21 protein-coding genes are annotated in these 23,806 nt (G+C 59.6%); 10 read left to right on the top strand and 11 right to left on the bottom strand.

Annotation, left to right across the window (positions count from 1 at the left end):
* The first annotated feature begins 9 nt into the window (after positions 1–9).
* On the top strand, positions 10–1,353 hold the full coding sequence (gene gudD / locus BK662_RS07295) for a glucarate dehydratase (RefSeq protein ID WP_123357511.1): 1,344 nt from the start codon (positions 10–12) through the stop codon (positions 1,351–1,353).
* A 125-nt stretch (positions 1,354–1,478) separates the two neighbouring features.
* Here the strand turns inward: gudD and BK662_RS07290 are convergent, their stop codons facing one another.
* Positions 1,479–2,357 carry a LysR family transcriptional regulator gene (locus tag BK662_RS07290; RefSeq protein WP_123357510.1) on the bottom strand — a complete coding sequence of 293 codons (879 nt, stop codon included), beginning with the start codon at positions 2,355–2,357 and terminating at the stop codon, positions 1,479–1,481.
* 160 nt (positions 2,358–2,517) lie between these two features.
* Here BK662_RS07290 and ampC point away from each other — a divergent pair, with 160 nt between their 5' ends.
* Positions 2,518–3,672 carry a class C beta-lactamase gene (gene ampC, locus BK662_RS07285; protein ID WP_311196278.1) on the top strand — a complete coding sequence of 385 codons (1,155 nt, stop codon included), beginning with the start codon at positions 2,518–2,520 and terminating at the stop codon, positions 3,670–3,672.
* A 317-nt stretch (positions 3,673–3,989) separates the two neighbouring features.
* On the opposite strand, the gene BK662_RS07275 is transcribed toward ampC, so the two are convergent.
* The gene (locus BK662_RS07275) at positions 3,990–4,532 is read right to left on the bottom strand and encodes a DUF4174 domain-containing protein (protein ID WP_123357508.1); all 543 of its coding nucleotides are present in this window, start codon (positions 4,530–4,532) and stop codon (positions 3,990–3,992) included.
* 180 nt (positions 4,533–4,712) lie between these two features.
* Here BK662_RS07275 and BK662_RS07270 point away from each other — a divergent pair, with 180 nt between their 5' ends.
* Entirely contained in the window at positions 4,713–5,081 is a 369-nt protein-coding gene (locus tag BK662_RS07270; RefSeq protein ID WP_123357507.1) for a VOC family protein, read from the top strand.
* Between the two features lie 18 nt (positions 5,082–5,099).
* Here BK662_RS07270 and BK662_RS07265 read toward each other — a convergent pair whose 3' ends face one another.
* The 3 genes from BK662_RS07265 to BK662_RS07255 form a co-directional block, all read right to left on the bottom strand.
* Positions 5,100–6,458 (bottom strand): erythromycin esterase family protein, encoded by a 1,359-nt coding sequence (locus BK662_RS07265; protein WP_123357506.1) that lies wholly within the window; start codon positions 6,456–6,458, stop codon positions 5,100–5,102.
* Positions 6,459–6,551: 93 nt separating this feature from the next.
* Positions 6,552–7,337, bottom strand: coding sequence for a sulfite exporter TauE/SafE family protein (locus BK662_RS07260; RefSeq protein WP_123357505.1), 786 nt, complete (start codon positions 7,335–7,337; stop codon positions 6,552–6,554).
* Between the two features lie 255 nt (positions 7,338–7,592).
* A complete protein-coding gene (locus BK662_RS07255; protein ID WP_008011377.1) occupies positions 7,593–8,342 on the bottom strand; it encodes a hypothetical protein in 750 nt (249 codons plus the stop codon).
* A 250-nt stretch (positions 8,343–8,592) separates the two neighbouring features.
* Here BK662_RS07255 and BK662_RS07250 point away from each other — a divergent pair, with 250 nt between their 5' ends.
* The 3 genes from BK662_RS07250 (at position 8,593) to BK662_RS07240 (ending at position 11,233) form a co-directional block, all read left to right on the top strand.
* Positions 8,593–9,741, top strand: coding sequence for an aldose epimerase family protein (locus BK662_RS07250; protein WP_123357504.1), 1,149 nt, complete (start codon positions 8,593–8,595; stop codon positions 9,739–9,741).
* Between the two features lie 169 nt (positions 9,742–9,910).
* Entirely contained in the window at positions 9,911–10,732 is an 822-nt protein-coding gene (locus BK662_RS07245) for an aldo/keto reductase (protein WP_123357503.1), read from the top strand.
* Between the two features lie 30 nt (positions 10,733–10,762).
* Positions 10,763–11,233: a DUF1810 domain-containing protein gene (locus tag BK662_RS07240; protein WP_123357502.1), complete on the top strand. Its 471-nt coding sequence runs from the start codon at positions 10,763–10,765 to the stop codon at positions 11,231–11,233.
* Here BK662_RS07240 and BK662_RS07235 read toward each other — a convergent pair.
* Positions 11,198–13,558, bottom strand: coding sequence for a DNA polymerase II (locus BK662_RS07235; protein ID WP_185047093.1), 2,361 nt, complete (start codon positions 13,556–13,558; stop codon positions 11,198–11,200). The genes BK662_RS07240 and BK662_RS07235 overlap by 36 nt on opposite strands.
* A gap of 353 nt (positions 13,559–13,911) precedes the next feature.
* Here BK662_RS07235 and BK662_RS07225 point away from each other — a divergent pair, with 353 nt between their 5' ends.
* Positions 13,912–14,352 carry a CBS domain-containing protein gene (locus BK662_RS07225; protein WP_007901706.1) on the top strand — a complete coding sequence of 147 codons (441 nt, stop codon included), beginning with the start codon at positions 13,912–13,914 and terminating at the stop codon, positions 14,350–14,352.
* A 211-nt stretch (positions 14,353–14,563) separates the two neighbouring features.
* Here the strand turns inward: BK662_RS07225 and BK662_RS07220 are convergent, their stop codons facing one another.
* Together BK662_RS07220 and BK662_RS07215 are read right to left on the bottom strand one after the other, a co-directional pair.
* Positions 14,564–15,184: a glutathione S-transferase N-terminal domain-containing protein gene (locus tag BK662_RS07220; protein WP_123357500.1), complete on the bottom strand. Its 621-nt coding sequence runs from the start codon at positions 15,182–15,184 to the stop codon at positions 14,564–14,566.
* A gap of 145 nt (positions 15,185–15,329) precedes the next feature.
* Positions 15,330–16,424 carry a DUF1615 domain-containing protein gene (locus tag BK662_RS07215; protein ID WP_123357499.1) on the bottom strand — a complete coding sequence of 365 codons (1,095 nt, stop codon included), beginning with the start codon at positions 16,422–16,424 and terminating at the stop codon, positions 15,330–15,332.
* Positions 16,425–16,627: 203 nt separating this feature from the next.
* On the opposite strand from BK662_RS07215, the gene BK662_RS07210 reads away from it, so the two are divergent.
* Entirely contained in the window at positions 16,628–18,157 is a 1,530-nt protein-coding gene (locus BK662_RS07210; RefSeq protein ID WP_123357498.1) for an FAD-dependent monooxygenase, read from the top strand.
* Positions 18,158–18,286: 129 nt separating this feature from the next.
* On the opposite strand, the gene BK662_RS07200 is transcribed toward BK662_RS07210, so the two are convergent.
* Entirely contained in the window at positions 18,287–18,994 is a 708-nt protein-coding gene (locus BK662_RS07200) for a glutathione S-transferase family protein (protein ID WP_123357497.1), read from the bottom strand.
* A gap of 379 nt (positions 18,995–19,373) precedes the next feature.
* On the opposite strand from BK662_RS07200, the gene BK662_RS07195 reads away from it, so the two are divergent.
* Positions 19,374–20,048, top strand: a complete 675-nt coding sequence (locus tag BK662_RS07195; protein ID WP_123357555.1) for a histidine phosphatase family protein — start codon at positions 19,374–19,376, stop codon at positions 20,046–20,048.
* Positions 20,049–20,185: 137 nt separating this feature from the next.
* On the opposite strand, the gene mnmH is transcribed toward BK662_RS07195, so the two are convergent.
* Together mnmH and selD are read right to left on the bottom strand one after the other, a co-directional pair.
* Positions 20,186–21,289 carry a tRNA 2-selenouridine(34) synthase MnmH gene (gene mnmH / locus BK662_RS07185; protein ID WP_123357495.1) on the bottom strand — a complete coding sequence of 368 codons (1,104 nt, stop codon included), beginning with the start codon at positions 21,287–21,289 and terminating at the stop codon, positions 20,186–20,188.
* Positions 21,289–22,323: a selenide, water dikinase SelD gene (selD, locus tag BK662_RS07180; RefSeq protein ID WP_123357494.1), complete on the bottom strand. Its 1,035-nt coding sequence runs from the start codon at positions 22,321–22,323 to the stop codon at positions 21,289–21,291. The genes mnmH and selD overlap by 1 nt, the downstream gene beginning before the upstream one ends.
* Positions 22,324–22,840: 517 nt before the next feature.
* Between selD and BK662_RS07175 the strand changes: the two genes are divergently transcribed.
* Positions 22,841–23,797: a nucleoside-specific channel-forming protein Tsx gene (locus BK662_RS07175; RefSeq protein WP_123357493.1), complete on the top strand. Its 957-nt coding sequence runs from the start codon at positions 22,841–22,843 to the stop codon at positions 23,795–23,797.
* Positions 23,798–23,806: the final 9 nt, after the last annotated feature.

Genomic DNA, 23,806 nt, shown 5'->3' with positions numbered 1-23,806 from the left:
GACAAGAAAATGAACCCACAAGATGCCGCAAAAGCCCCGGTCATTACCAGCATGCAGGTTGTGCCAGTGGCCGGCCACGATGGCATGCTGCTCAACCTGAGTGGCGCCCATGGCCCGTTTTTCACCCGCAATATCGTGATCCTCAAGGACAACGCCGGTCACACTGGCGTCGGCGAAGTGCCGGGTGGCGAGCGTATTCGCCAGACGCTGGAAGACGCGCGCGCACTGGTGGTCGGCAGCCCGATAGGCACTTACCAGAAGATCCTCAATCAAGTGCGCCAGACCTTTGCCGATCGCGATGCCGGCGGTCGCGGCCTGCAGACCTTCGACCTGCGCATCACCATTCACGCGGTCACCGGCCTGGAAGCCGCCCTGCTCGACTTGCTCGGTCAGCACCTGGATGTGCCAGTCGCGGCCCTGCTCGGCGAAGGCCAGCAGCGCGATGAAGTGAAGATGCTCGGTTACCTGTTTTATGTCGGTGATCGCAACGAAACCGATCTGGCCTACCGCAGTGAACCGGACGCCGACAACGACTGGTTCCGTGTGCGTCACGAAAAAGCCATGAGCGCCGACGCCGTGGTGCGCCTGGCGGAAGCTGCCCACGCCCGTTATGGCTTCAAGGACTTCAAACTCAAGGGCGGCGTGTTGAGCGGCGACGAGGAAATCGAAGCGGTCACTGCCCTCGCCCAACGCTTTCCCGATGCGCGCATCACCCTTGATCCGAATGGCGCCTGGTCACTGAAAGAAGCGATCCGCCTGTGCCGGGATCAGCATCACGTTCTGGCTTACGCCGAAGACCCGTGCGGTGCGGAAAATGGTTATTCGGGCCGGGAAGTCATGGCCGAGTTCCGTCGGGCCACAGGCCTGAAAACCGCGACCAACATGATCGCCACCGACTGGCGGGAAATGGGTCATGCGATCCAGTTGCAATCGGTGGATATTCCTTTGGCGGACCCACACTTCTGGACCATGCAGGGCTCGGTTCGAGTCGCGCAGATGTGCCACGAATGGGGCCTGACCTGGGGCTCGCATTCCAACAACCACTTCGATATTTCCCTGGCCATGTTCACCCACGTCGCGGCCGCCGCACCGGGTGAAATCACCGCCATCGACACCCACTGGATCTGGCAGGACGGCCAACGCCTGACCAAAGCGCCGCTGCAAATCGTCGACGGCTGCGTGCAGGTGCCGAAAAAACCTGGCCTGGGTGTTGAGCTGGACATCGATCAACTGGCCAAGGCCCATGAGCTGTACAAAGGCATGGGGCTGGGTGCGCGGGATGACAGCGTGGCGATGCAGTTTCTGATTCCGGGGTGGAAATTCGATAACAAGCGGCCGTGTCTGGTGCGGTAACCCTGAAACACTGCAATCCCTGTGGGAGCGGGCTTGCTCGCGATGAGGCCGTAACAGCCAACATCATCATTGACTGTCACACCGCCATCGCGAGCAGGCTCGCTCCCACAGGGGCGGTATTCACACTAATTCTGCCGTGCCGCTTGCAGCAACCAGTCCTTGAACGCGGCCATCGCAGACGTTTCAGGGCGCGACTGCAAGCGGGTCAGCCAGTAGCTGCCCGTGGTGATTCCGATAGTGAACGGTTGCTCGATTGCGCCCGCCGCCAGTTGCCGGGCAAACATCAGCGGCGGCGCCAATGCCACTCCCGCCCCTTGCAGCGCAGCCTCCATCATCGCCAGCGACGAATCGAAGACGATGCTCCGGGGCGCAGCGACATGGGCCGGCAACCCGGTCGCCTGAAACCACTCCGGCCACTCATCCGTGCGATAGGAGCGCAACAGCGTTTGCTGCAACAGATCGGCCGGTGTGCGCAACTGCCGTGCAATCTCGGGAACGCAGAGCACCGACAGCGGCGCCTCGATCAACCGTACTGCTTCGATCCCATGCCACGCCCCCGCGCCAAATCGAATGGCGTAATCCAGGCCTTCAGCGGCCACGTCCACCCGGTTGTTGTTGGTCGACAGGCGCAAATCGATGAACGGATATTTCGTCTGAAAATCCGCCAGCCGCGGTAACAGCCAACCGACCGCGAACGTCCCCACCGCCCCTACCGTCAACACCTCGCGAAAATGCCCGCCCTCGAAACGCCCCAGGGTCTCGGCGATCCGGTCGAAGGATTCGCGCAACACCGGCAGCAGGGTTTCACCTTCGCTGGTCAGCATCAGGCCTCGGGGCAAGCGTTTGAACAAAGTCACGTTAAGCTGGGCTTCAAGGCTTTTGACCTGATGACTCACCGCCGCCTGCGTGACGCACAACTCCACCGCCGCCCGTGTGAAACTCAAATGGCGTGCCGAAGCCTCGAAAGCGCGCAGCGCATTCAACGGCAGATGAGGTCGAATCATGCCCACTCCCAAAATTTTCTAATGGCTCATCCGAAATATCGTCGTTTGTCGGTCTTCGCCAAACTGCATAGATTTGGCTCGCCCAACAACGGACCGGCTTGAAAAACCGCTCGGAGTGTAGCGGTTAACACCACAGAAACTCATGGAAAGTAATTCAATCATGCCTAAAAAGAATCAGAGAAAACTCGCGTCTTACAGCGCTTTCGCACTTCTACTCGGCGTTAGCCACAGCTTTGCTGACGACCGCGTCGAAGCCATCGTCAAGGCCGCCATTGAACCGGTGATGCAGCAACAGCAGATCCCCGGTGTCGCGGTCGCGATTACCGTTAATGGCCAACCTCATTACTTTAACTACGGCGTGGCTTCGAAAGAAAACGGCAAAGCCGTCACCGAAGACACCCTGTTCGAGATCGGTTCGGTGAGCAAAACCTTCACCGCCACCCTCGCCGCCTATGCGCAGGCGACAGGTAAACTGGCCCTGTCGGGCAATGCCAGTCAGGTTCTGCCGACATTGCGTGGCAGCGCGTTCGACAGCATCAGCGTGCTGCAACTCGGCACCTACACCGCCGGTGGCCTGCCGCTGCAATTCCCCGGTGAGGCAGACCATCAGGACAAAATGCTCGGCTATTTCAAGCAGTGGAAACCGACCTACGCCGCCGGCACTCATCGCCAATATTCAAACCCCAGCATTGGGTTGTTCGGCTATCTGGCGGCGCAAAGCATGGGTGCGCCGTTCGATGAGTTGATGGAAAAAACCTTGCTGCCAAAACTCGGCCTCAAGCACAGCTACCTCAAGGTGCCGCAGGATCAGATGGCGCTTTACGCCCAGGGTTACAACAAGGACGACAAGCCTGTGCGGGTCGGACCGGGTGCATTGGATTCCGAAGCGTATGGCGTGAAAACCAGCGCCTCGGACCTGCTTCGCTATGTTGAAACGAACATGAATCCAACGTCGCTGGAAAAGCCCTTGCAGCAAGCCATCGCCACCACTCACACCGGTTACTACACCGTCGGCGAGATGACTCAAGGGTTGGGTTGGGAGCTCTACAACTATCCGGCAACGCTCGATACGTTGCTGGCGGGCAACTCGTCGCAAATGGCGCTTGAGGCTCATAAAGTCCAACCGCTGAACCCGCCGCAACCGCCACACGACACTGTGTTGATCAACAAAACCGGTTCAACCGGCGGCTTTGGCGCCTATGTCGCCTTTATTCCGGCGAAGGACATCGGCATCGTGATCCTGGCCAACAAAAACTACCCGAATGCCGAGCGAGTCAAAATCGCTCACAAAATACTGAGTGCGCTGACTGAATGATCCCGACAACCCATTGAGGCTGGGCAACCGCGCACCTGTGGCGAGGGGGCTTGCCCCCGTTGGGCTGCGCAGCGGCCCCAAACCAACCACCGCGTTGCATCAGATAGACCTCAGATGCCGGGTTTACGACTGCTTCGCAGCCGAGCGGGAGCAAGCTCCCTCGCCACAGTGGGTGGTTAGATTCCAGATTTCTGGTGGCAAAAAAATGGGCGGCCTCTTGAGGTCGCCCATTTTTGTTTAGCAAGGATTGGGGCCTGCTTCGCAGGCCAACGGGGGCAAGCCCCCTCGCCACAGAGATCTTCACCAATGGAGGAAATTCATTCATCGGGCTGTTCTGGAGGTTTGGCGGGTTTGGCGGGCTTCGCCGGTTTGCCTTTTGCACCTTTGGCCGGTGCAACTTCAGCCACCGGCGCTGGCGTCGGTACCGTTGCTTCTTTCTCGGCTGCCGGCAACTGGTCGACGGTGCTGAAAATCTCTTTCAGCTCGACCGCATCCTTTTCAAGCTTCTTTTCGCCGTCCTTGCCGACCAGGATGATTTTGCTCTTCGCCCCGGCACCCAGCTTGAGCGAGCGGATCAACGCCATAGTCGTTTGCGGGTCGAGGTCTTTGCCGTCGCGTTGGCCCATCGTATTGATCACGGTGTACAGCACCATGTTTCGCTCGGTGAAGCCCTGCCGACTGGCGGGTTCATCCAGCGACTTTTTCAGGCTGACCCAGGTGGGATCGACCGAACTGGGCGCGATGACAATCAGGGGACGGGCCCTGCCCACGTCTTTAACCAGAGGGGAATCGTCATCGGCGGCTAACAGGGGGCCGACGAAAGCCAGCAGAGTAGCCAGGGTCAAAGACCTGATGAGCATGCGCATCTCCTTTTGATATCCACGCTCTAATGATTGCGCATCGCGGCGAACGTTCCGGGTGACGCACTGCAATTGCGTTTCGCCTTGCCCCAAGCTTAGGTCAGGGCGGTCATTGCGCAACAGCCTGAGCTAATCTCATAGCACCACTTGCACGACCTGATTCGCCGTGAGGATTTTTCCATGAGCGCTCAGCTGAATCACACCATCGTCTGGTGCCGTGACAAACAGGTGTCGGCCCGCTACCTGACCGACCTCCTCGGCCTGCCCGATGCCGAGCCGTTCGGGCCGATGCTGGTGGTCAAATTCGATAACGGAGTGTCGCTGGATTTCTACAATAACGACCCGCCCATCGCCTCCCAACATTATGCGTTTCTGATCGGCGACGAAGACTTCGATGCGGCCTTCGCTCGCCTGCAAGCGCGCAAGCAGCCCTGGTGGGCCGATCCGGGCAAACAACGGCCGAACGAGGTCAATGATTACGGCGGTGGCCGACGGGTGTATTTCGATGACCCGGACGGGCATCTGCTGGAGATTTTTACCCGGGAATAGATACCCGTCATTTGCATGTCATATACCGAACGGAAAGGTGTCTTCCTCGTGCTCCATGAACTCGGGCTCCGGCAATGGCGAGACCGCATGGGTTTTTTCGATCCAGACAAAAGCGTCGAACTGCTCCGCCAGCACTGCCTGAAAGTAATGGCTCTGGCGCTCGGTCCTGGGTCGATAGATGACGCCGATGGCGCGCTCAAGTAGTGGCTCGGCCAGCACGTCCAGCAACTCATCGCTTGGTGACGTCCGCCAGTCAAGCAGCGCTGCGGGGACGCCGGCCTGGAGAAACAGTTGTTCCCAGCTGTCGGCCAATGCCGGGTTCACCTGTTTGACCTGCATCGGCTCATCCCAGTCATCGGCGGCAGCGACGGTGCCATGGTCGGTGCCCATGCCGATCAGCACCGCTTGTGAGCCGTAGGCGGTGCGGCACAACTGGCCGATGTTGAACTGCCCCTCCCAACCCATTTGCGTGGCGGCGGCGTTGCCGATGTGTGAGTTATGCGCCCACACCACCGCTTTGGCGCCCGCCCCGCGATGCTCCATCAAGGTTTGCAAAGTCTCGAACATGTGCAGGTCACGCAAGTTCCACGAGGCGGTCGAGCCGCGGTACATGGCGCGGTAATACTGCTCGGCGGCCCGCACGACGCGGGCGTTCTGGGTGGCGCTGAAAAACGCCTCATCGTCGGCGACCATCGGATCAAGCCGTTCGCCCAGCAGCACATTCAACTGCTCGACCACTGCGTCCTCGCACGTGGCCATATTGCCGCGCTCGGCGAAATGACCGTACAGCGCCGGGTCGTCATGCCACGGCGTCAGGCAGCTGTAGCGATGGCGGGCCTCTTTCGCCAACTGCGGGTCGGTCTTATCGAGATAGCCCAGCACTTCGTCGATAGAGTGACGCATGCTGTAAACATCCAGCCCCCGAAACTCCACCCGCTGCTCCAGCGTCAGCCCGCGATTATGGTGGTGCAGCCAGCGGGTAAAGGTCTGCACGGCCGTGTTGCGCCACATCCAGGTGGGGAATCGGGCGAAGGCCTGTTTTTTCCAGGCGGAGCGGCCCAGGTCGCGGACGCATCGGTCGATCTGCCCGGCATCGGGCCAGTCGGCTTCGACCGCGACGATGCCGAAGCCGTGCTGCTCGATCAGGCGGCGGGTGATCGCCGCTCGGGTCTGGTAGAAATCCTGGGTGCCGTGGCTGGCTTCACCGATCAGCACCACGCTGGCATCGCCAAAGCGGTCGAACAGTTCGCCGAATTCAGGTGAGTCGAGTGCAGGCAACGGCTCGGCATGACGGCGCAGCACTTCGGCCGCGTTGCCGGGTGGCTCGCCGCGGGGGCGGCGGAACCGTCGCAGAAGATCGTTTACAGGGCTGTTCATGGACGTCATGACCTCATCTGAACGTGGTCATAGTTTTGACTACGCCAGCGAGAGCATGATTCCGCTAAATTCAGTGATGTAGGCGGTGCCGGGTCAGAACGCCAGCTTGTAGCCGATCAGGACCAGCATCGTGGCCAGGCACGGACGCAGCAGTTCGTCGGAGATCCGCCCGGTCAAGTGGCTGCCCAGGTAAATCCCCGGCAACGAACCGACCAGCAAGTAGCCCAAAACGTGCCAATCCATGTTGCCCATGCTCGCGTGGCCCAGGCCGGCGACCAGGGTCAGGGGCACCGCGTGAGCGATTTCGGTGCCGACCAGGCGTCGGGTAGGCAGCAGTGGATACAGGATGAACAGTGCGACGGTGCCCAGGGCGCCGGCGCCGATGGAGGTCAGGGCGACCATGGTGCCGAGGACCAGACCGGTAATGACGGTCAGTACATTCAACCGCGAACCGCTGGGGTTGTAGTGGCCGCCCGCCCGTTTGTGGGCGAAATCGAGCAAGCGTTTCTTGAAGAAAATTGCCAGCGCCGTGGCGAACAACACGAAGCCCAAGGCTTGTTTGATGACGGCATTCATCGCGTCGGGCGAGGTCTGCAAACTGCTCAGGAACCACAGCGTCAGCGCCACTGCCGGCACACTGCCTAGGGTCAGCCAACCGGTGATTGCCCAGTCGATGTTCTTGTTCTTGCGATGAACCAGCACACCACTGGATTTGGTAATGGCCGCGTACAGCAAGTCCGTGCCCACTGCCGTAGCCGGATTGACGCCGAACCACAACAGAATGGGGGTCATCAACGAACCGCCCCCGACGCCGGTCATGCCGACAATAAAGCCGACCACCAGACCTGCAACGACCAACCCGAAACTACCGAATTCCATTAATACGCCCAGAAAATCGCAGGAGAATAACCGGCTCGCAGCATAGCGATTTTTCTTATAACCAGTTATATCGATACGGTCTATCGTTATGCCAACTCATTGGGCCGGAACACAGTTTTCCCTCCACCACCATATCCCCCTTGTGGGAGCGGGCTTGCTCGCGAATGCGGTGTGTCAGTCACCATGAGTACCAACTGACACACCGCATTCGCGAGCAAGTCCGCTCCCACAGGGGATTTGGGTTCACTACTCGAATTACTGCACCGGCAAGAAATTCAGGAACAGCAAACTCTGGGCATAGTTGAGGCCGATTCGCCGGTAGCGTTCATCCAGCATCTGGGTCAGCAGGTCCAGCCGCGCGACGATTTTGCCGAACTCCACGGCAAAACTCAGGTTGCTGCCCTCCTCCGAGATTTCGTTGGAAAACAGCAAGGGCTCGCCTTGCTTGTTTTGCCGCTGACTCAAGATCCAGGTGGCTTTCTCGATGTTGCGCGCGGCATTGCTGACGAAGGTCGGGTTGATCGCATCCGTCATGTAGAACTCCAGCCGATTGCCGTGGGCGGTGACCAGCATGCTGCCGATGGCATAGATGAAGGCCCCCACCCGGTCGCCGAGGAATTCCGGGCTCATGGCGTAGCTCAGCGCGGCGAGATCTTTTTTGCCGCCGAGAGTGGGTAGCGGCTCTTGCTGTTCGATGGCCATGCGCACTTGTTTTTCCGCGGTGCCGACATCGAGGAAGCCGGATTTCTTCAGCTCCTCCGGGTTGCGCAGGTAGAGCTTGTTCATCAGCAGGTAGAGGCTTTCGAGGTTGTCACGCATCGTCAGGGTCGCCATACGGTCGACGCTGGTCTGGAGGAATTCCTGGGGTTGGCCGTTGCGAAACTGGCTGACGATATCGTTGCCCGGCTGATGACTGCAGCCGCTGGCGAAGAGCATCGACAGGCCAATCAGCAGCAAGCAATAACGGCGAATGTGCGGGGTAAAGCGGGGTAAAACTCGAGCCATGGGTTCTTGAACTTGGGCATGGGCCGGCGGTGGGGATCGCCGCGGGCTGGCCAAGGATAGAACCGCGAAAGCTGGAAAAGTGCAGTGCCGGTGGTCCGTAAACGCGGGTCACCGTGAAAGCGGCTCCGCATTAGTCATACTTTATAATTGCAACACTGCACAGATAAGCTATAAATCCTTCCTTGATCGGGTTAAAACTCGATTATTAGTATGACTACTTCTCACAAAACAACAAAAAGGAAGGTCAACCATGCTTCAATCTCGATACCTGCTCTCCGGCCTCGGACTGTCCCTGATGATCGCCACCCTCCCCGCTCATGCCGCCGGCTTGTCCAGCGAACACAAAGCCTTCGGCAAAACCAATGACGGCACGCCCGTCGAGCAATACATCTTGCGCAACAGCCATGGTCTGCAAGCCACGGTCATTACCTACGGCGGGATTCTGCAGTCGCTGAAAGTGCCGGACAAAAACGGCAAGCTCGACGATGTGGTGCTGGGCTTCGATGATGTGCAGGGTTATCAAAGCGGCACCGCGTACTTCGGCGCGACCATTGGCCGCTTCGGCAACCGCCTGGCCAACGGTGCCTTCGAGCTGGACGGCAAGCGCTATCAGGTGCCACTCAACGACGGCAGCAATTCACTGCACGGCGGGGCCCAAGGTTTCGATAAACGGGTGTGGAAAGCTGAACCGAACAAAGGCAAGGATTCGGTGGGCGTGACCCTGACGTATCTGTCGGCGGGCGGTGAAATGGGTTTCCCGGGCGACCTGAAAACCGAGGTCACCTACAGCCTCACCGAGAACAATGAGCTACGCATCGAGTACAAGGCCAGCACCGACAAACCCACGGTGCTGAACCTGACCAACCACAGTTATTTCAACCTGGCCGGCGCGGGCAACGGCGACGTCCTGAAGCAGCTTGCGACCTTGCATGCAGCCCGTTACACGCCGGTCACCGGCAAACTGATCCCCACCGGTGAGCTGGCCCCGGTTGCCGGCACGCCCATGGACTTCACTCAACCGACCGCCATCGGTCAACACATCAAGGCTGATCACCCGCAACTGAAATTCGCCGAACCGAAACAAGGCGGTTTCGATTTCAACTGGGTGCTGGACGCCAAGGGTGATCTGGGCAAACTCGCCGCCGATGTCAGCGATCCGCAATCCGGGCGCCGGTTGCAGCTCTACACTACTGAACCGGGTGTGCAGTTCTACACAAGCAACTTCCTCGATGGCACGGTCAAGGGCAAGGCTGGCAAGATTTATCCGCATTGGGGGGCGTTCACTCTGGAAACACAACATTATCCAGATTCGCCGAACCAGCCGAATTTCCCGTCCACACGGCTGGATCCGGGCAAGAGTTATAGCCAGACTACGGTGTATAAGTTTTCTACCCTATAGATCAAAAAATCGCAGCCTTCGGCGGCTCCTGCATCGGCCCCCAATATCGGGTATGCCCCCACCCCTGCAGGAGCTGCCGCAGGCTGCGATCTTTCGAGAATATCCACGGAACCACCGGACTATTTTGCTGCCAACTGTAGTATCGATCGGACGTCAGAACGGAGGATTCATGCGTACTCTTGAGTTGGCCGGCAGCAATGTGCCGGTCATCGGCCACGGAACCTGGCGCATGGGAGAGGAACGCTCCCGACACACAAAGGAAGTTGCAGCGTTGCGTTTGGGCATCGAGTTGGGCATGACCCTGATCGACACCGCTGAAATGTACGCCGAAGGAGGCGCTGAAGAGGTGGTGGGTGAAGCCATCGCCGGCCTTCGCGACCAGGTTTTTCTGGTCAGCAAGGTCTATCCCTACAACGCCAGCCGCAAAGGCATCCCCCAGGCCTGCGAGCGCAGCCTGCGGCGGTTGAATACCGATTACATCGATCTCTACCTGTTGCACTGGCGCGGCGACTATGCCCTTGAGGAAACCGTCGAAGCCTTCGAACGCCTGCGCGAAGAGGGCAAGATCGGCCGTTGGGGCGTGTCCAATTTCGACCTGGATGACCTGCAAGAATTGGCCTCGCCAGCCTGCGCCACCAATCAGGTGCTGTATAACCTGGAAGAGCGCGGTATCGAATTTGATTTGCTCCCCTGGAGCCAACACCAAAGGATGCCAGTGATGGCCTATTGTCCAATCGGCCAGGGCGGGCACATGCTGGCCAATTCGACGCTCAAGCAGATTGCCGTCCGTCACGAGGCGACACCTGCGCAGGTAGCGCTGGCATGGATTCTGCGTCAGAACGGCGTGATCGCCATCCCCAAAGCGGTCCGTCCCGAGCATGTGCAGCTCAATGCGCAAGCGGCGCAATTGCGGCTTGAGGTCGGGGATCTGGAGGCGCTGGACCAAGCTTTTCGCGCGCCACAACGCAAGCAGCGGTTGGCCATGGTCTAAGCCATCGCCGTTCTGTCAGAGGGCATCGGCATGAGAAGTACCGATCAGCTCGACTCTTTCAATTTGCCACGCTTCGTTCAGGCGCAGGACCCTGTGTTCGAGTGGGTGCAGGAGGAGCTACGCGCCGGCCAGAAGCGCCGCCACTGGATGTGGTTTATCTTTCCGCAGTTTTCCGGCTTGGGCGACAGCGAGATGTCCCGCTACTTTGCCATTCGCTCCAGCGAAGAAGCCACGGCGTACCTGGAGCATCCGTTGCTGGGTCCACGCTTGCGCATGTGCACGCAACTGGTTCTGGACGTTCCTCATCAGTCGATCGCCAAGATTTTCGGCCATCCCGATAACCTCAAGTTTCACTCATCGATGACGCTGTTCGCCCAGGTTTCGCCAAAAGGCAGCCTGTTCCATCAGGCGCTGGATCAGTATTTTCACGGCATACCGGATGGCTGGACGTTGTCGCTACTGGACTCAAAACAGGCCCAGTTGCCCCCCAATCAGCGTTGAGAAATCGTCATCCACGAACGGCAGGATCGCATCCGCCACCGGTTGCAGCTGCCGAGTGACGTAATGGTCGTAGTCGATGGGCGCGCTGCGGATTTCCAGCGGCTCGGGGCCGGCGATAGTGATTACATAACTGATCCAGCCGCCATTCTGATATTGCCGCGGACGTCCCTGCTGGTCGTTGTAGTCGTCGGCGATCCGCGCGGCCCGCACGTGGGGCGGCACGTTACGTTGATAGTCGTCGAGGGTACGGCGCAGGCGTTTGCGATAGATCAGGCGCTCGTCGAACTCACCGGCCAACGTCTTGCGCACATAGTCACGCACATAGTCCTGATAGGGTTTGCGATTGAAGATGCGCAGGTACAGCTCCTGCTGGAATTGCCGGGCCAGCGGCGACCAGTCGGTACGCACGGTTTCCAGGCCCTTGTAGACCATTTCATCGGTGCCATCGGCGCGGGTGACCAATCCGGCATAACGCTTTTTGCTGCCCTCCTCGGCGCCGCGAATGGTCGGCATCAAAAAGCGCTTGTAGTGGGTTTCGAACTGCAACTCCAGGGCGCTTTCCAGCCCGTATTCCTGTTTCACATGCTCGCGCCACCACTGGTTGACGTGATCCACCAGCGCGTGGCCGATCTGCGCGGCTTCTGCCTGACCGTGGGCGCGGCGCAGCCAGACAAAGGTGGAGTCGGTGTCGCCGTAGATCACCGAGTGGCCTTGGGCCTCGATCAACTGGCGGGTGCGCAACATGATCCCGTGACCGCGCAGGGTGATGGACGAGGCCAGCCGTGTATCGAAGAAGCGGCAACCGCTGGAACCGAGGACGCCGTAGAAGGCATTCATGATGATCTTCAGGGCCTGGGACAACGGCGCGTTGTGTTCGCGCTTGGCGGTTTCGCGACCTTCGGCAACCCGGGCGACAATGGCCGGCAGGCAATGCCGGGTTCTTGAGAAACGCGCACCGCGAAAGCCCGGCACCGACTCGCTGTCGTCGGGATGCTTGAGCCCTTCGATCAAGCCCACCGGGTCGATCAGGAAGGTGCGGATGATCGACGGATAGAGGCTTTTGTAGTCGAGCACCAGCACCGATTCATACAACCCCGGTTGTGAGTCCATGACAAAACCGCCGGGGCTGGCCTCCGGTGGTTTGCCACCAAGGTTCGGTGCGACGAAGCCCTGACGGTGCATCAACGGCATATACAGGTGAGTGAACGCCGCCACCGAGCCACCGCTGCGGTCCGCCGGCAAACCGGTGACGCTGGCGCGCTCGAGCAGGAAGGTCAGCAACTCGGTCTTGGCGAAGATCCGCGTCACCAGTTCGCAATCCTTGAGGTTGTACTTCGCCAGGGCCGGTTTGTCCTCGGCGAACATGCGATTGATTTCGTCCATTCGCTGGTACGGGTTGTCGATCGACTTGCCTTCGCCCAGCAGGGTTTGTGCGACGTTTTCCAGGCTGAACGAGGGGAAGTTCCAGGTCGCCGAGCGCAGCGACTCGATGCCGTCGATGATCAACCGGCCGGCGGCCGACGCGAAGTAATGCTTGCCGTTGCCGTGCTCGCGCCACTGCATTTCTTCACCGCCACGCCCCAGCTTCAGCGGCACCGCCAGGCGACGAGCATGCTCGTGCAGTACGCGCAGATCGAATTGCACGACATTCCAGCCGATGATGGCGTCGGGGTCGTGCCGGGCGAACCATTCATTGAGTTTTTTCAGCAGCAGGGTTCTGGATTCGCAGTATTCGAGCTGGAAATCCACTGCACTGTCATCGCCATTGGGCGGCCCGAGCATGTACACCTGACGCTCGCCGCAGCCTTCCAGGGCAATGGAGTACAACTCGCCCTGGGCGGTGGTTTCGATGTCCAGCGAGACCAGTCTGAGCTTCGGTCGGTAGCCGGGGTCGGGTTTCATTTGCGCGTCGAGCAGCAAGCCTTCGGCGCTGGGCGTGCCGCCGAATAAAACGGGGGCGGTGATGAAACGCTCCATCATGTAGCGTTCCGGCGGGCGAATGTCGGCCTCGAATACCTCGACGCCTGATTTGCGCAGCGCGGTTTCCAGGCGCATCAACTGACCGTGCTGCTGGCAATACAGGCCGAGCACCGGGCGGTGCTCGAAATCCAGGAGTGCCAAGGGCTTCAGCTCGAGGTTTTTCTCGCCGCGCAGCAGCGCTTCAGCTTGCTCGCGCTGGACCGCCGGAATGAACGCTACCGACGGTTGGTGCGGCAGGCGAATGCGTCGGGGACCGGCATCGGTCGCCAGCCAGAACTCGACTTCCGTGCCGGCCGGGGTATCGCGCCAATGCCGGGTCAGGACGAAGCCCTGCTGTAAATCCACCACTGCAACCTCAACGATCTGATTCAAGGGGTAATTCTACGCGTGATCGACCTGGCATTGGGGCAAGCCCTGAAACCTGTCAGTTAAGGACTGAACACCGCAGAACCTGTGGGAGCGAGCCTGCTCGCGATAGCGTCGTGTCAGCCTGCATTGATGCCGGATGTACCGCCGTCATCGCGAGCAGGCTCGCTCCCACAGGTTCTGCGCCTTAACTTACCGGCATTAGGGGTGGACATTTACAAAGAAAAATCGCCGAATGACGCTTTTTGCGCGGTATCTGCCGCTTTCTGCCTTGCTCTGCGAGCGCGTCTCTACGATTCTTCAAGAACAACGACAACACCCGAGAATCCGCCATGAAAACCGTCGCCCAACTGCTCAAGTTAAAGGCCCAACAGAATCAGGAAGTCCACACCATTGCGCCTCATCAAATGGTGCTGGAAGCGCTGATGGTGATGGCCGCAAAAAACGTCGGCGCGTTACCGGTGCTGAAAGAGGGAAAGGTCGTCGGCATCATCAGCGAGCGTGACTATGCGCGCAAACTGGTGCTCAAGGGGCGCTCCTCTGTCGGCACACCGGTCAGCGACATCATGGTCGCGCCGGTCATTACGGTGGACACCCATCAAACCGTCGAAACCTGCATGGGCATCATGTCCGAAAAACGCCTGAGGCACTTGCCGGTGGTGGAAAACGGCGAGTTGATAGGCTTGCTGTCGATCGGCGACCTGGTCAAGGAAGCCATTGCCGAACAGGCTGAACTGATTCGGCAGTTGGAGCAGTACATCCGCGGCGAGTGATTGCAATCCACCGCAAATCCCCTTGTGGGAGCAAGCTTCTGTGGCCAAAGGGCTTCTGTGGCAAGGAGCTTTTGTGGCGAGGGAGCTTGCTCCCGTTGGGCTGCGAAGCGGCCCCAAAGAAGGAACTGCTGCGCAGTTCAACGGGAGCAAGCTCCCTCGCCACAAAAGCCCCCTAACCACAAGCCCACTCCCACATTGGCTTGATGTGTTCCTATGGCCAATGTCGCGCGAAAACCGGTGCCAATGCAGGATGCCGGTCGAAGCGTTCAAGCCAGGCGGAAAACCCCGGCCGCGCAGCGCGCAAGTGCTCTCGGGTACCCGCCCACCGCGTCACCACCGCCGCCAGAATATCCAGCGCGCCCGGTGCTCCCTCGCCCAGGTACAACTTGCCGGCGAACTGATCGGCAAACACCTCCCAACTCCAGTGCAGGCGTTGGCGGGCACCGGCCATCAGGTTTTCCCTGGATGATTCGTCCGCCTCGGCCAGCCAGCGTTCGGGATAATCGATGATGCCGATGGCGGCATAGCAATTGCTGACGATGTACACCAGGCCCCGAATAACCTGATCACGCTTGAGCGGGTTATCCGGCAGCAGGTTCGACTCCGGGAACGTGAGGCCCAGATGAATCAGGATGGCCGCACTCTCGGTCAGAACACCGCCATCGGGCAGTTGCAGGGTGGGAATCTGCTTGAGCGGGTTGAGCTTCTCCAATGCCTGAACCGCCTCCGGGGACGATGAAACATCGATGAAGCGATAAGGAACCTCGCACAGTTCCAACGCGGCTTCGATGGCGGCCGCACCTGAGTTCTGATGCCCGTAGAGCTGGTACATGACTAAATCTCCTCTGCGACTCTCTCTTTGTAGCAGCTACCGAAGATTGCGCTCGGCCAAAGCGGTGGGCCAGTCAATTCATCCGTCAAATGTAGTACCGCTTTCGCGAGCAGGCCCATAGGGCCGTCGTTGTAATCAGGTTCGGTTACATCCCCGCGCGCTTCATACAGCGCTGATAACGCTCATCGACCCGCTTGGCGAACCACGCCGTGGTGAGTTTGCGGGTGATTTTCGGGCTTTGCAGCACGATCCCCGGCAACACCGCCCGGGGTAATGGTCGGCCTTCAGCCTGTTCGGCCAGGGCGAAAACCCGCCGATAGAGCCTGGTGTCCTCGAATTCGAGACCTTTACCTTCCTCCAATTGGTCCCGAATGGTCGGGTTGCGCATGTCCAATTGCTTGCCGAGGGTGCGTACCGCCAGTTCCGTGGTGCCGGGCATGATCGAGCCGTAGCGCACCAGATCGCCATCCAGCGCCAGCGCAATGCCGGTCGCACGACTGACCGCGTTCTGAAACGCGGCATTGCGGCTGGCGTACCAACCGGCGTTGAAATCGGCAAAGCGGTACAGCGGCTGCTCGTAGCTCACGGGATAACCAAGCAAGTGGGCAATACCGAAATACAGGCCACCGCGACGCGTGAACACTTCGCGGCGAATCGAGCCATCCACCGGGTAGGGATAATCCCGCGCCTGCTGCTCGGCGAAGTCGATGCTGACCTGCATCGGCCCACCGGTATGCACCGGGTTGAAACCATCGAACAGCGTTCGCCCCATGGGCACCATGCCGATGAAGTCATCGAAAATCGCGCTGAGTTCCTTTTCGCTGCGCGCGGCATTCAGCCGGGTGCTGTAACTTTTGCCATTGGGCGAACTTACCTGCAAGGCACCGCTCACCAGCAGGCCGGGAATGTGGGCCTTGGCGGCGCGGCGGTCGATCTCGTCCCGGGCGATCTTGCCCAGGCCCGGCACCGGCGGATCAGCCTGAAACGTCGATTCCTGCTCAGTGACCGCGAGTACCGAACACAGGTTTTGCGTGGTCGGTGGAATCTTTTGCGCGGCAAATGCCGCGTGGATGTCCGTGGCCCAGCCTTGGCGGTCGGCTGTCTTGGCCGGGAGCAGACGCATGATCTCGGCCTTGACCTCGGCAGGTTCGCGGGCCGGCGGTTCCTGAGTGCGCTGGGTACCGCAACCGGCGAGGACCAACAGTGCCGCGACGCTCATGATCAATCGATTGGCTTGCATGATGCTCCATCAAAATCCGTTGAGCCGGGTTAACCATACGATCAATGGCCTGGCGCAGGCTATGACTGTGACAGACACGGACTGTTCCCCTGCCCCGCAGCGCTGTGGCGCTGCTACACGGGGGTGTTTTCCGTTGGGCAGCCGGGAGGCCGGTGCATCCGGGCTGAACCATACTTGATCCACATACCGAGGAGGACAGGCTCATGAACCGTAGCGACGTGCTGATCATCGGCGCCGGCCCGACCGGGCTGGTACTGGCGCTGTGGTTGAGCAAACTGGGGATTGCGGTGCGGATTATCGACAAGACGTCGGAACCCGGCACCACTTCGCGTGCGCTGGCGGTACAGGCGCGAACGCTTGAACTGTATAGCCAGCTCGACCTCAGCGACGCCGTTGTGCAAAACGGCCATAAAGTGGCCGCGGCGAATTTCTGGGTCAAGGGCGAACCCGTCGCGCGCCTGCCGCTGAGCACCATCGGCGAGGGTCTGACGCCCTACGCGTTTCTGGAAATCTACCCGCAAGATGAGCACGAACGCTTGCTGATCGAACGCCTGGAGGCCTTCGGTATTAAAGTGGAGCGCGATACCGAACTGCAAAGCTTCGAGGAAACCGGCGACGGCATCACCGCCCGGCTGCGCTTGCCCGATGGCCAGCAGGAAACCTGCCAGGCCTGTTACCTCGCCGGCTGCGACGGCGCCCGGTCGATTGTGCGCAAGACGCTGGACACCGGTTTTCCAGGCGGCACCTACCAGCAGATTTTCTACGTGGCCGATGTGCAGGCTCGTGGCCCCACGTTCAACGGTGAACTGCATGTGGACCTTGATGAAGCCGACTTCCTCGCCATTTTCCCCTTGTCCGACGAAGGTCGCGCCCGCCTGATCGGCACGGTTCGCGACGAGCGTGCCGACCGCGCCGAAACCCTCCAGTTTGAAGACGTCAGCAGACGGGCCATCGAGAATTTAAAGGTGCAGATCGATCAGGTGAACTGGTTCTCGACCTACCGCGTGCATCACCGGGTTGCGGATCACTTTCGCACCGGGCGCGCGTTTCTGTTGGGTGACGCCGCCCATGTCCATAGCCCGGCGGGAGGCCAGGGCATGAACACCGGGATTGGCGATGCGATCAATCTGGCCTGGAAGCTCGCGACAGTATTGAGCGGCGGCGCCACCCCCAAACTGCTCGACAGTTATGAAACCGAACGCATCGCCTTTGCCCGGCGCCTGGTGGCCACCACCGATCGGGTCTTCAGTTTCGTCACGGCCGATGGGCCAATTGCTGACATGGTGCGTATGCGCGTGGCCCCCTTTTTGATCCCGAAAATGATCTCGTTTGAGGCGGCCCGGGAGTTCATGTTTCGCACGGTGTCGCAGACCACCCTCAACTATCGCGGCATGCCGCTGAGCGAGGGCGTTGCAGGTCATGTTCACGGAGGTGATCGCCTGCCCTGGGCCCACGACGGCGAAGGGGACAATTTCGAATCGCTGAAAAATCCGACCTGGCAGGTGCATGTGTATGGCGAGACCAGCAATGAGATGATTGCCTGGTGCACCGAGCATCACCTACCGTTGCAGGTGTTCGACTGGCGACCGGTGTTTGAAACGGTGGGGCTGGCGCGCAACGGGTTTTACCTGCTGCGGCCGGATACCTATGTAGCGATTGCCGAGTACAGCGCCGATCCGAAAGTGATCGAGCGGTATTTCCGGGACCGTGGGATTCGGCCTTTCGTCGGCTGAACCCGAGACCACTGAAGATCAAATGTGGGAGCGGGCTTGCTCGCGAAGGCGGGCTATCATTCAACATTGATGTCGACTGACCCACCGCTTTCGCGAGCAAGCCCGCTCCCACAGGTTCAGTGCGATAACTCAAAGGGGTTGCTTGGGGATTTCCAGTCCGCGAATCACCGACGGCCTTGCCAGGAAGCGTTCCAGTACGCGGGTGACGTTGGGGAAGTTCCGGATGCCCACCAAGTCGCCGGCTTCATAGAAGCCGATCAGGTTGCGCACCCATGGAAAGGTCGCAATGTCGGCGATGGTATAGCGCTCGCCCATGATCCAGTCGCGCCCCTCCAGACGTCCATCAAGAACCTGAAGCAAGCGCTTGCTTTCCTCGACATAACGATCACGCGGACGCTTGTCTTCGTAGTCCTTGCCGGCGAATTTGTTGAAAAAACCGAGCTGGCCGAACATCGGCCCGATACCGCCCATCTGAAACATCAGCCACTGAATGGTCTCGTAACGCGCCGCCGATTCCTGCGCCAGCAGTTGCCCGCTCTTGTCCGCGAGGTAAATCAGAATCGCCCCGGACTCGAACAATGCCAACGGTTGATCCCCCGGACCGTGGGGGTCGAGGATCGCCGGGATCTTGTTATTGGGGTTCAGCGACAGAAATTCGGGAGACAGCTGATCGTTGGTCTCGAAGCCCACACGATGCGGCTCGTAGGGCAGCCCGATCTCCTCGAGCATGATCGAAACCTTGACGCCATTGGGCGTTGGCAAGGAATAGAGCTGGATCCACTCCGGGTACTGCGCCGGCCATTTTTGAGTGATGGGGAATGCAGACAAATCGGTCATAAGGGGCATCCACGAGAAAATCGGACTGAAGATCATAATGTAGGAGCTGCCGAAGGCTGCGATCTTTTGGCGCCGTCAGGGGGGTGCCGAAGAGAAAGATCAACAAATCGCAGCCTTCGGCAGCTCCTACAAAGGGTAAGGTGTATGCCGTGTCCATAAATTCGCAACATCCTGTCGATAAGCTTTCCACCAATCCGGTCAAGGTTGCCGCTAAAGTGCCGGGCACCTCACTCAGATCGAACCAAAGGGCTTCAGAAGACTCTGAGCATTGCCCCGCAGGAAACGGACCGGGTCAAGACATGGAAAACACCCGGATGCCTGGAGCTGGCGGATGAAGGTTTGTCAGCCTTAACCGAATACGCTGAAGATGACCTATTCGATGATGAATCCATTGAAATTCGCTCAACGCTTCAAACATCGCGCCTATATCTTCCTGCCTGCCCTGCTGGCGGCCGGCGTGTTGTTTTTGTCGTTGGAGTCCAGTGAAAGCCGCGCCCAACCGGCGGATGGCACCCAGACGCTGGTGTTCCTGCGTCACGCGGAAAAACCCGCCGGCGGCCTGGGCCAGCTCAATTGTCAGGGGCTGAATCGCGCCATCGACCTGGCCACCTTGTTGCCGGAAAAATTCGGCAAGGCCAACTACGTGTTCGCCGCCAACCCGACGCGCAATGTCGAGGAAGGCGAATTTGATAATTCCTACAGTTACATCCGCCCCCTGATGACCATCAGCCCCAGCGCAATCAAGCTCGGCTTGCCGGTGAACATCAACTTCTCGGCCAACGACACCAGCGACCTGGCAGATGAACTGCTGCACGACAAGTATCACAACTCGGTCATTTATACGGCCTGGTCTCACGGCTACCTGCCCGAGCTGATCAACAAGGTCGCCGAGGAAGCCGTCGGCGAAAAACAGAACATCGCCGATGACTGGGCATCCAGCGACTACGACTCGCTGTATGTACTCACGCTGACCTGGCACAACGGCAAGGCCAGCCTGCAGAGCCACAGCTACAAGCAAGGGCTGAATAACGGTCAGGAGACCTGTCCGACGTAAGCGGTCGAGCGTCTGTCAGGACCTCATCGCGAGCAGGCTCGCTCCCACATTTGATCTTCAGTGAACACAGACTTTGCGTACCACCGAGATCCAGTGTGGGAGCGAGCCTGCTCGCGATGGGGCCGGCAAAAACAACATCACCCTGGGTGTTTGCCTCGCGCTCGCAGATATTCGAGCACCGCCCCCCGCTCCCCCACAAACTCGATCCGCGTCCCCTTCTTCTCCCGCTGAAACGCATACATCGGGTCGTAATACTCTCGCAGCAACCCTTCGATCCAGCCTCGGTGCATGTCCACCGCACCGCTGTTCGCCTGTTCTGCCAACGCGTCTTCCATCAAGGCCAACATCCGTTGATGACGTTCGCCGCCCAAACGTTTCTGGACATTGTTCAGGCTCGCCAGCAAACGCTCGGAAAACAGTGCAAAACCTTCATCGCCATGCACTTCGATGAACTCGGCGCACAAGTCCACCACGTAATCGCGCAGGATCCGCTCGACACGCCCTTCCAGGCTGTCTTCCAGCCAAACCATCGGAAATTGCTGCATGCCCTGATACAGCGGCAACGGCAAGGCGCAACTGCCGATCGCGCGGCTCTCGTCTTCCAACACGAACTGTTCGATGCCGCGGGCGCGCTTCTTCAGCACGTCCACGGCCAGGCGGTTTTCAAAGTCGATATTGGAGGGTTGGCCGGTGGCGCGCTTGCCGAAACTGGAGCCGCGATGATGGGCGTGGCCTTCAAGGTCCAGCCCGTTGCTCAATTGCGTGAGCACCTCGGTCTTGCCGGTGCCGGTCATGCCGCCCAGCAAAACGAAATCGCACTGGGCAATGGCCTGATCGAGCGTGTCGAGCAAGAAGGTGCGCATGGCCTTATAGCCGCCGCCGACTCGCGGATAGTCGATACCCGCTTCGTCCTTCAGCCATTGCTGAACGATCTGCGAACGCAGCCCGCCGCGAAAACAATACAAATAACCATCTGGATGCGCCCGGGCAAAATCGGCCCAGGCCTGGATGCGCTCGGCCTTGATCTCGCCAGACACCAATTGATGTCCCAGCGTGATGGCCGCTTGCTGACCTTGCTGCTTGTAGCAAGTGCCGATCCGTTGCCGCTCGAGGTCATTCATCAGCGGGAGGTTGACCACGCCAGGGAATGAGCCCTTGAGGAATTCGACCGGCGCACGGGTATCCATCATCGGCCGGTCGTTGAGAAAGATGTCGCGGTAATCGGTGACGTCGATGGACATCAAAACACCTCTACCGCGTTAGTCTGTCGCTCAACCAGTTCGCCGATCGGCTCAAGGGTCAGACCAAGCTCGGCGGCTATTTTTATGAATTGTTCGTTACCTTCAGGGGTGACTGCAATCAGCAGGCCGCCGCTGGTCTGCGGGTCGCAGAGCACGCGTTTGTGCAACTCCTGGAGCCGGCCAACCTTGTTGGCGTAACTGTCAAAATTTCGCAGCGTGCCACCGGGTACGCAGCCCTGATCGAGGTAATACTCGACGCCCGGCAGGCGCGGCACACGGTCATATTCGATGCGGGCGGTCACGTTGCTGCCGTCGGCCATTTCCACCAAGTGCCCGAGCAGGCCGAAACCGGTGACGTCGGTCATTGCGGTCACGCCGTCAAGTTTGCCGAAACGGCTACCGGGTTTGTTCAGGGTACACATCCAGTCGCGCGCCAGGCCGATGTCGGCATTGCGCAACTTGCCTTTCTTCTCGGCCGTGGTGAGGATGCCGATGCCCAAGGGTTTGGTGAGGTACAGCAAGCAACCGGCAGTGGCGGTGTCATTGCGCTTCATGTGGCGCTTTTCCACCAGCCCGGTCACGGCCAGGCCGAAGATCGGCTCTGGTGCGTCGATGGAATGGCCACCGGCCAGTGGAATCCCCGCCTCGTCGCAGACCGAACGCCCGCCGCGAATCACTTCCCGGGCAATCTCCGGCGCCAGCACATTGACCGGCCAGCCGAGGATCGCAATCGCCATCAACGGATCGCCCCCCATGGCGTAGATATCGCTGATGGCGTTGGTGGCGGCGATGCGGCCGAAGTCGAACGGATCGTCGACGATCGGCATGAAAAAGTCAGTGGTCGAGACCACGCCGCGTTCTTCGTCAATGGCATACACCGCTGCATCATCGCGCGAGGCGTTGCCGACCCAGAGTTTCGGGTCCAGATTCTGCGCACCGCTGCCGGCCAGAATCACCTCCAGCACCTGGGGCGAAATTTTGCAGCCACAGCCTGCGCCATGGCTGTATTGGGTCAGACGAATCGGCTCGCTCATCGGGGATGCACCTTGTGAAGTCAATGCCGAGGATTCTACAGCAACCCCATTTCGTAGGAGCTGCCGAAGGCTGCGATCTTTTGATCTTGATCTTCAGCAGATTTAAAATTGCCCGACGATCAAAAGATCGCAGCCTGCGGCAGCTCCTACAGGGTCTTCACAGCCCGCAGGAATAAGCGATCCAATCCATTGTGGCGTGGGGGGCTTGCCCCTCTCCACAAAACTCCTTTGCCCATCCTTGCCACAGATCGGGAGACTCATCCGACAGTCGACACCACTTTGGTGCATATCCCTACCTGATGCCCTTCGCCCTGAATTCCACTCCTTCTGCTCATCCCCCCGAATTCCTTGACCAAAAGGACAGCAAAACTACCAATTCTCCCTATTTTTCAGCCAATTGAACAAAACTGGTATGCCTTGTGCAAACGTTTGCGAGTCGCCGATACCGGCCTGTTCGCCACCTAACCGCGCAGACCCGCACCACCGGGCTTTCGATCCGCACGAAAAGGGACTTTTAATGCATTGCACCTCCAGCCGCGTGACTTGTTCGCGCACCCTTGCTGTTTCCTTGCTGCTGGCCAGCGTTACAGGACTACTCAGCAGCCACGTTTTGGCCCAACCGGCCACCGCCGAAGAATCCGCCCAGGGTGAAGCCCTCAGCCCTGAAGCCAGTCCGCCGAAAAAAGGCGCCTACCTGTCGGACTGGTTCAACCAGGACCTGACCATCATCGGCAGCAAAGACATCAGCTTCGGCCCGCAACCGGCCGACGACATCTATCTGGAATATGAATACTTCGGCCGCAAGGGGCCGTTCGAGTTGTACGGCTACATCGACATTCCGAAGATCTTCGACATCGGCAACAGCCATGACAAAGGTGTCTGGGACCACGGCTCGCCGGTGTTCATGGAGCACGAACCGCGGATTTCCATCGACTACCTGGCCGGCCGCAGCCTGGCCGTCGGGCCGTTCAAGGAATGGTACGTGGCGTTCGACTGGATCTACGACCACGGCAGCAACAGCGCCAACCGCGCCAACACGCTGTACAGCGGCCTTGGCACCGACATCGACACCCATTCGCGGGTCAACCTGTCGGCCAACTTCTATGGCCGTTACCAGTGGGAAAACTATGGCGCCAGCAATGAATATTCGTGGGATGGCTACCGCGCCCAGCTCAAATACATTGTGCCCATCAGCAGTTTCAGCAATGGCGCTTCGTTGACCTACATCGGTTTCACCAACTTCGACTTCGGCTCCGACCTGCACAAGGACAACCCGGCCCGCACCGCCAATGCCACCGTGGCCACCAACGTGTTGCTCTACGCCTTCACCCACTTGCGTTTCACCCTGGTCGGCCGTTACTTCCACAACGGCGGCAACTGGGATGACGGCAGCGAGTTGAATTTCGGCGACGGTGACTTCCGCGCCCGTTCCAACGGCTGGGGCTACTACGCCGGTGTCGGTTATCAGTTTTAAGGCTCATTT

It is taken from the genome of Pseudomonas frederiksbergensis, assembly GCF_003732275.1.
Classification (GTDB): domain Bacteria; phylum Pseudomonadota; class Gammaproteobacteria; order Pseudomonadales; family Pseudomonadaceae; genus Aquipseudomonas; species Aquipseudomonas frederiksbergensis_H.
The sequence above is the reverse complement of the archived record's forward strand: the minus strand, read 5'-3'. Positions and strand labels throughout refer to the sequence as shown.

Excerpts from the sequence above, each read along its gene's own strand:
- gudD (WP_123357511.1), top strand. The coding sequence starts at position 10 with ATGAACCCACAAGATGCCGCAAAAGCCCCGGTCATTACCAGCATGCAG.
- BK662_RS07290 (WP_123357510.1), bottom strand. The coding sequence starts at position 2,357 with ATGATTCGACCTCATCTGCCGTTGAATGCGCTGCGCGCTTTCGAGGCT.
- ampC (WP_311196278.1), top strand. The coding sequence starts at position 2,518 with ATGCCTAAAAAGAATCAGAGAAAACTCGCGTCTTACAGCGCTTTCGCA.
- BK662_RS07275 (WP_123357508.1), bottom strand. The coding sequence starts at position 4,532 with ATGCTCATCAGGTCTTTGACCCTGGCTACTCTGCTGGCTTTCGTCGGC.
- BK662_RS07270 (WP_123357507.1), top strand. The coding sequence starts at position 4,713 with ATGAGCGCTCAGCTGAATCACACCATCGTCTGGTGCCGTGACAAACAG.
- BK662_RS07265 (WP_123357506.1), bottom strand. The coding sequence starts at position 6,458 with ATGAACAGCCCTGTAAACGATCTTCTGCGACGGTTCCGCCGCCCCCGC.
- BK662_RS07260 (WP_123357505.1), bottom strand. The coding sequence starts at position 7,337 with ATGGAATTCGGTAGTTTCGGGTTGGTCGTTGCAGGTCTGGTGGTCGGC.
- BK662_RS07255 (WP_008011377.1), bottom strand. The coding sequence starts at position 8,342 with ATGGCTCGAGTTTTACCCCGCTTTACCCCGCACATTCGCCGTTATTGC.
- BK662_RS07250 (WP_123357504.1), top strand. The coding sequence starts at position 8,593 with ATGCTTCAATCTCGATACCTGCTCTCCGGCCTCGGACTGTCCCTGATG.
- BK662_RS07245 (WP_123357503.1), top strand. The coding sequence starts at position 9,911 with ATGCGTACTCTTGAGTTGGCCGGCAGCAATGTGCCGGTCATCGGCCAC.
- BK662_RS07240 (WP_123357502.1), top strand. The coding sequence starts at position 10,763 with ATGAGAAGTACCGATCAGCTCGACTCTTTCAATTTGCCACGCTTCGTT.
- BK662_RS07225 (WP_007901706.1), top strand. The coding sequence starts at position 13,912 with ATGAAAACCGTCGCCCAACTGCTCAAGTTAAAGGCCCAACAGAATCAG.
- BK662_RS07220 (WP_123357500.1), bottom strand. The coding sequence starts at position 15,184 with ATGTACCAGCTCTACGGGCATCAGAACTCAGGTGCGGCCGCCATCGAA.
- BK662_RS07215 (WP_123357499.1), bottom strand. The coding sequence starts at position 16,424 with ATGCAAGCCAATCGATTGATCATGAGCGTCGCGGCACTGTTGGTCCTC.
- BK662_RS07210 (WP_123357498.1), top strand. The coding sequence starts at position 16,628 with ATGAACCGTAGCGACGTGCTGATCATCGGCGCCGGCCCGACCGGGCTG.
- BK662_RS07200 (WP_123357497.1), bottom strand. The coding sequence starts at position 18,994 with ATGACCGATTTGTCTGCATTCCCCATCACTCAAAAATGGCCGGCGCAG.
- BK662_RS07195 (WP_123357555.1), top strand. The coding sequence starts at position 19,374 with ATGATGAATCCATTGAAATTCGCTCAACGCTTCAAACATCGCGCCTAT.
- mnmH (WP_123357495.1), bottom strand. The coding sequence starts at position 21,289 with ATGTCCATCGACGTCACCGATTACCGCGACATCTTTCTCAACGACCGG.
- selD (WP_123357494.1), bottom strand. The coding sequence starts at position 22,323 with ATGAGCGAGCCGATTCGTCTGACCCAATACAGCCATGGCGCAGGCTGT.
- BK662_RS07175 (WP_123357493.1), top strand. The coding sequence starts at position 22,841 with ATGCATTGCACCTCCAGCCGCGTGACTTGTTCGCGCACCCTTGCTGTT.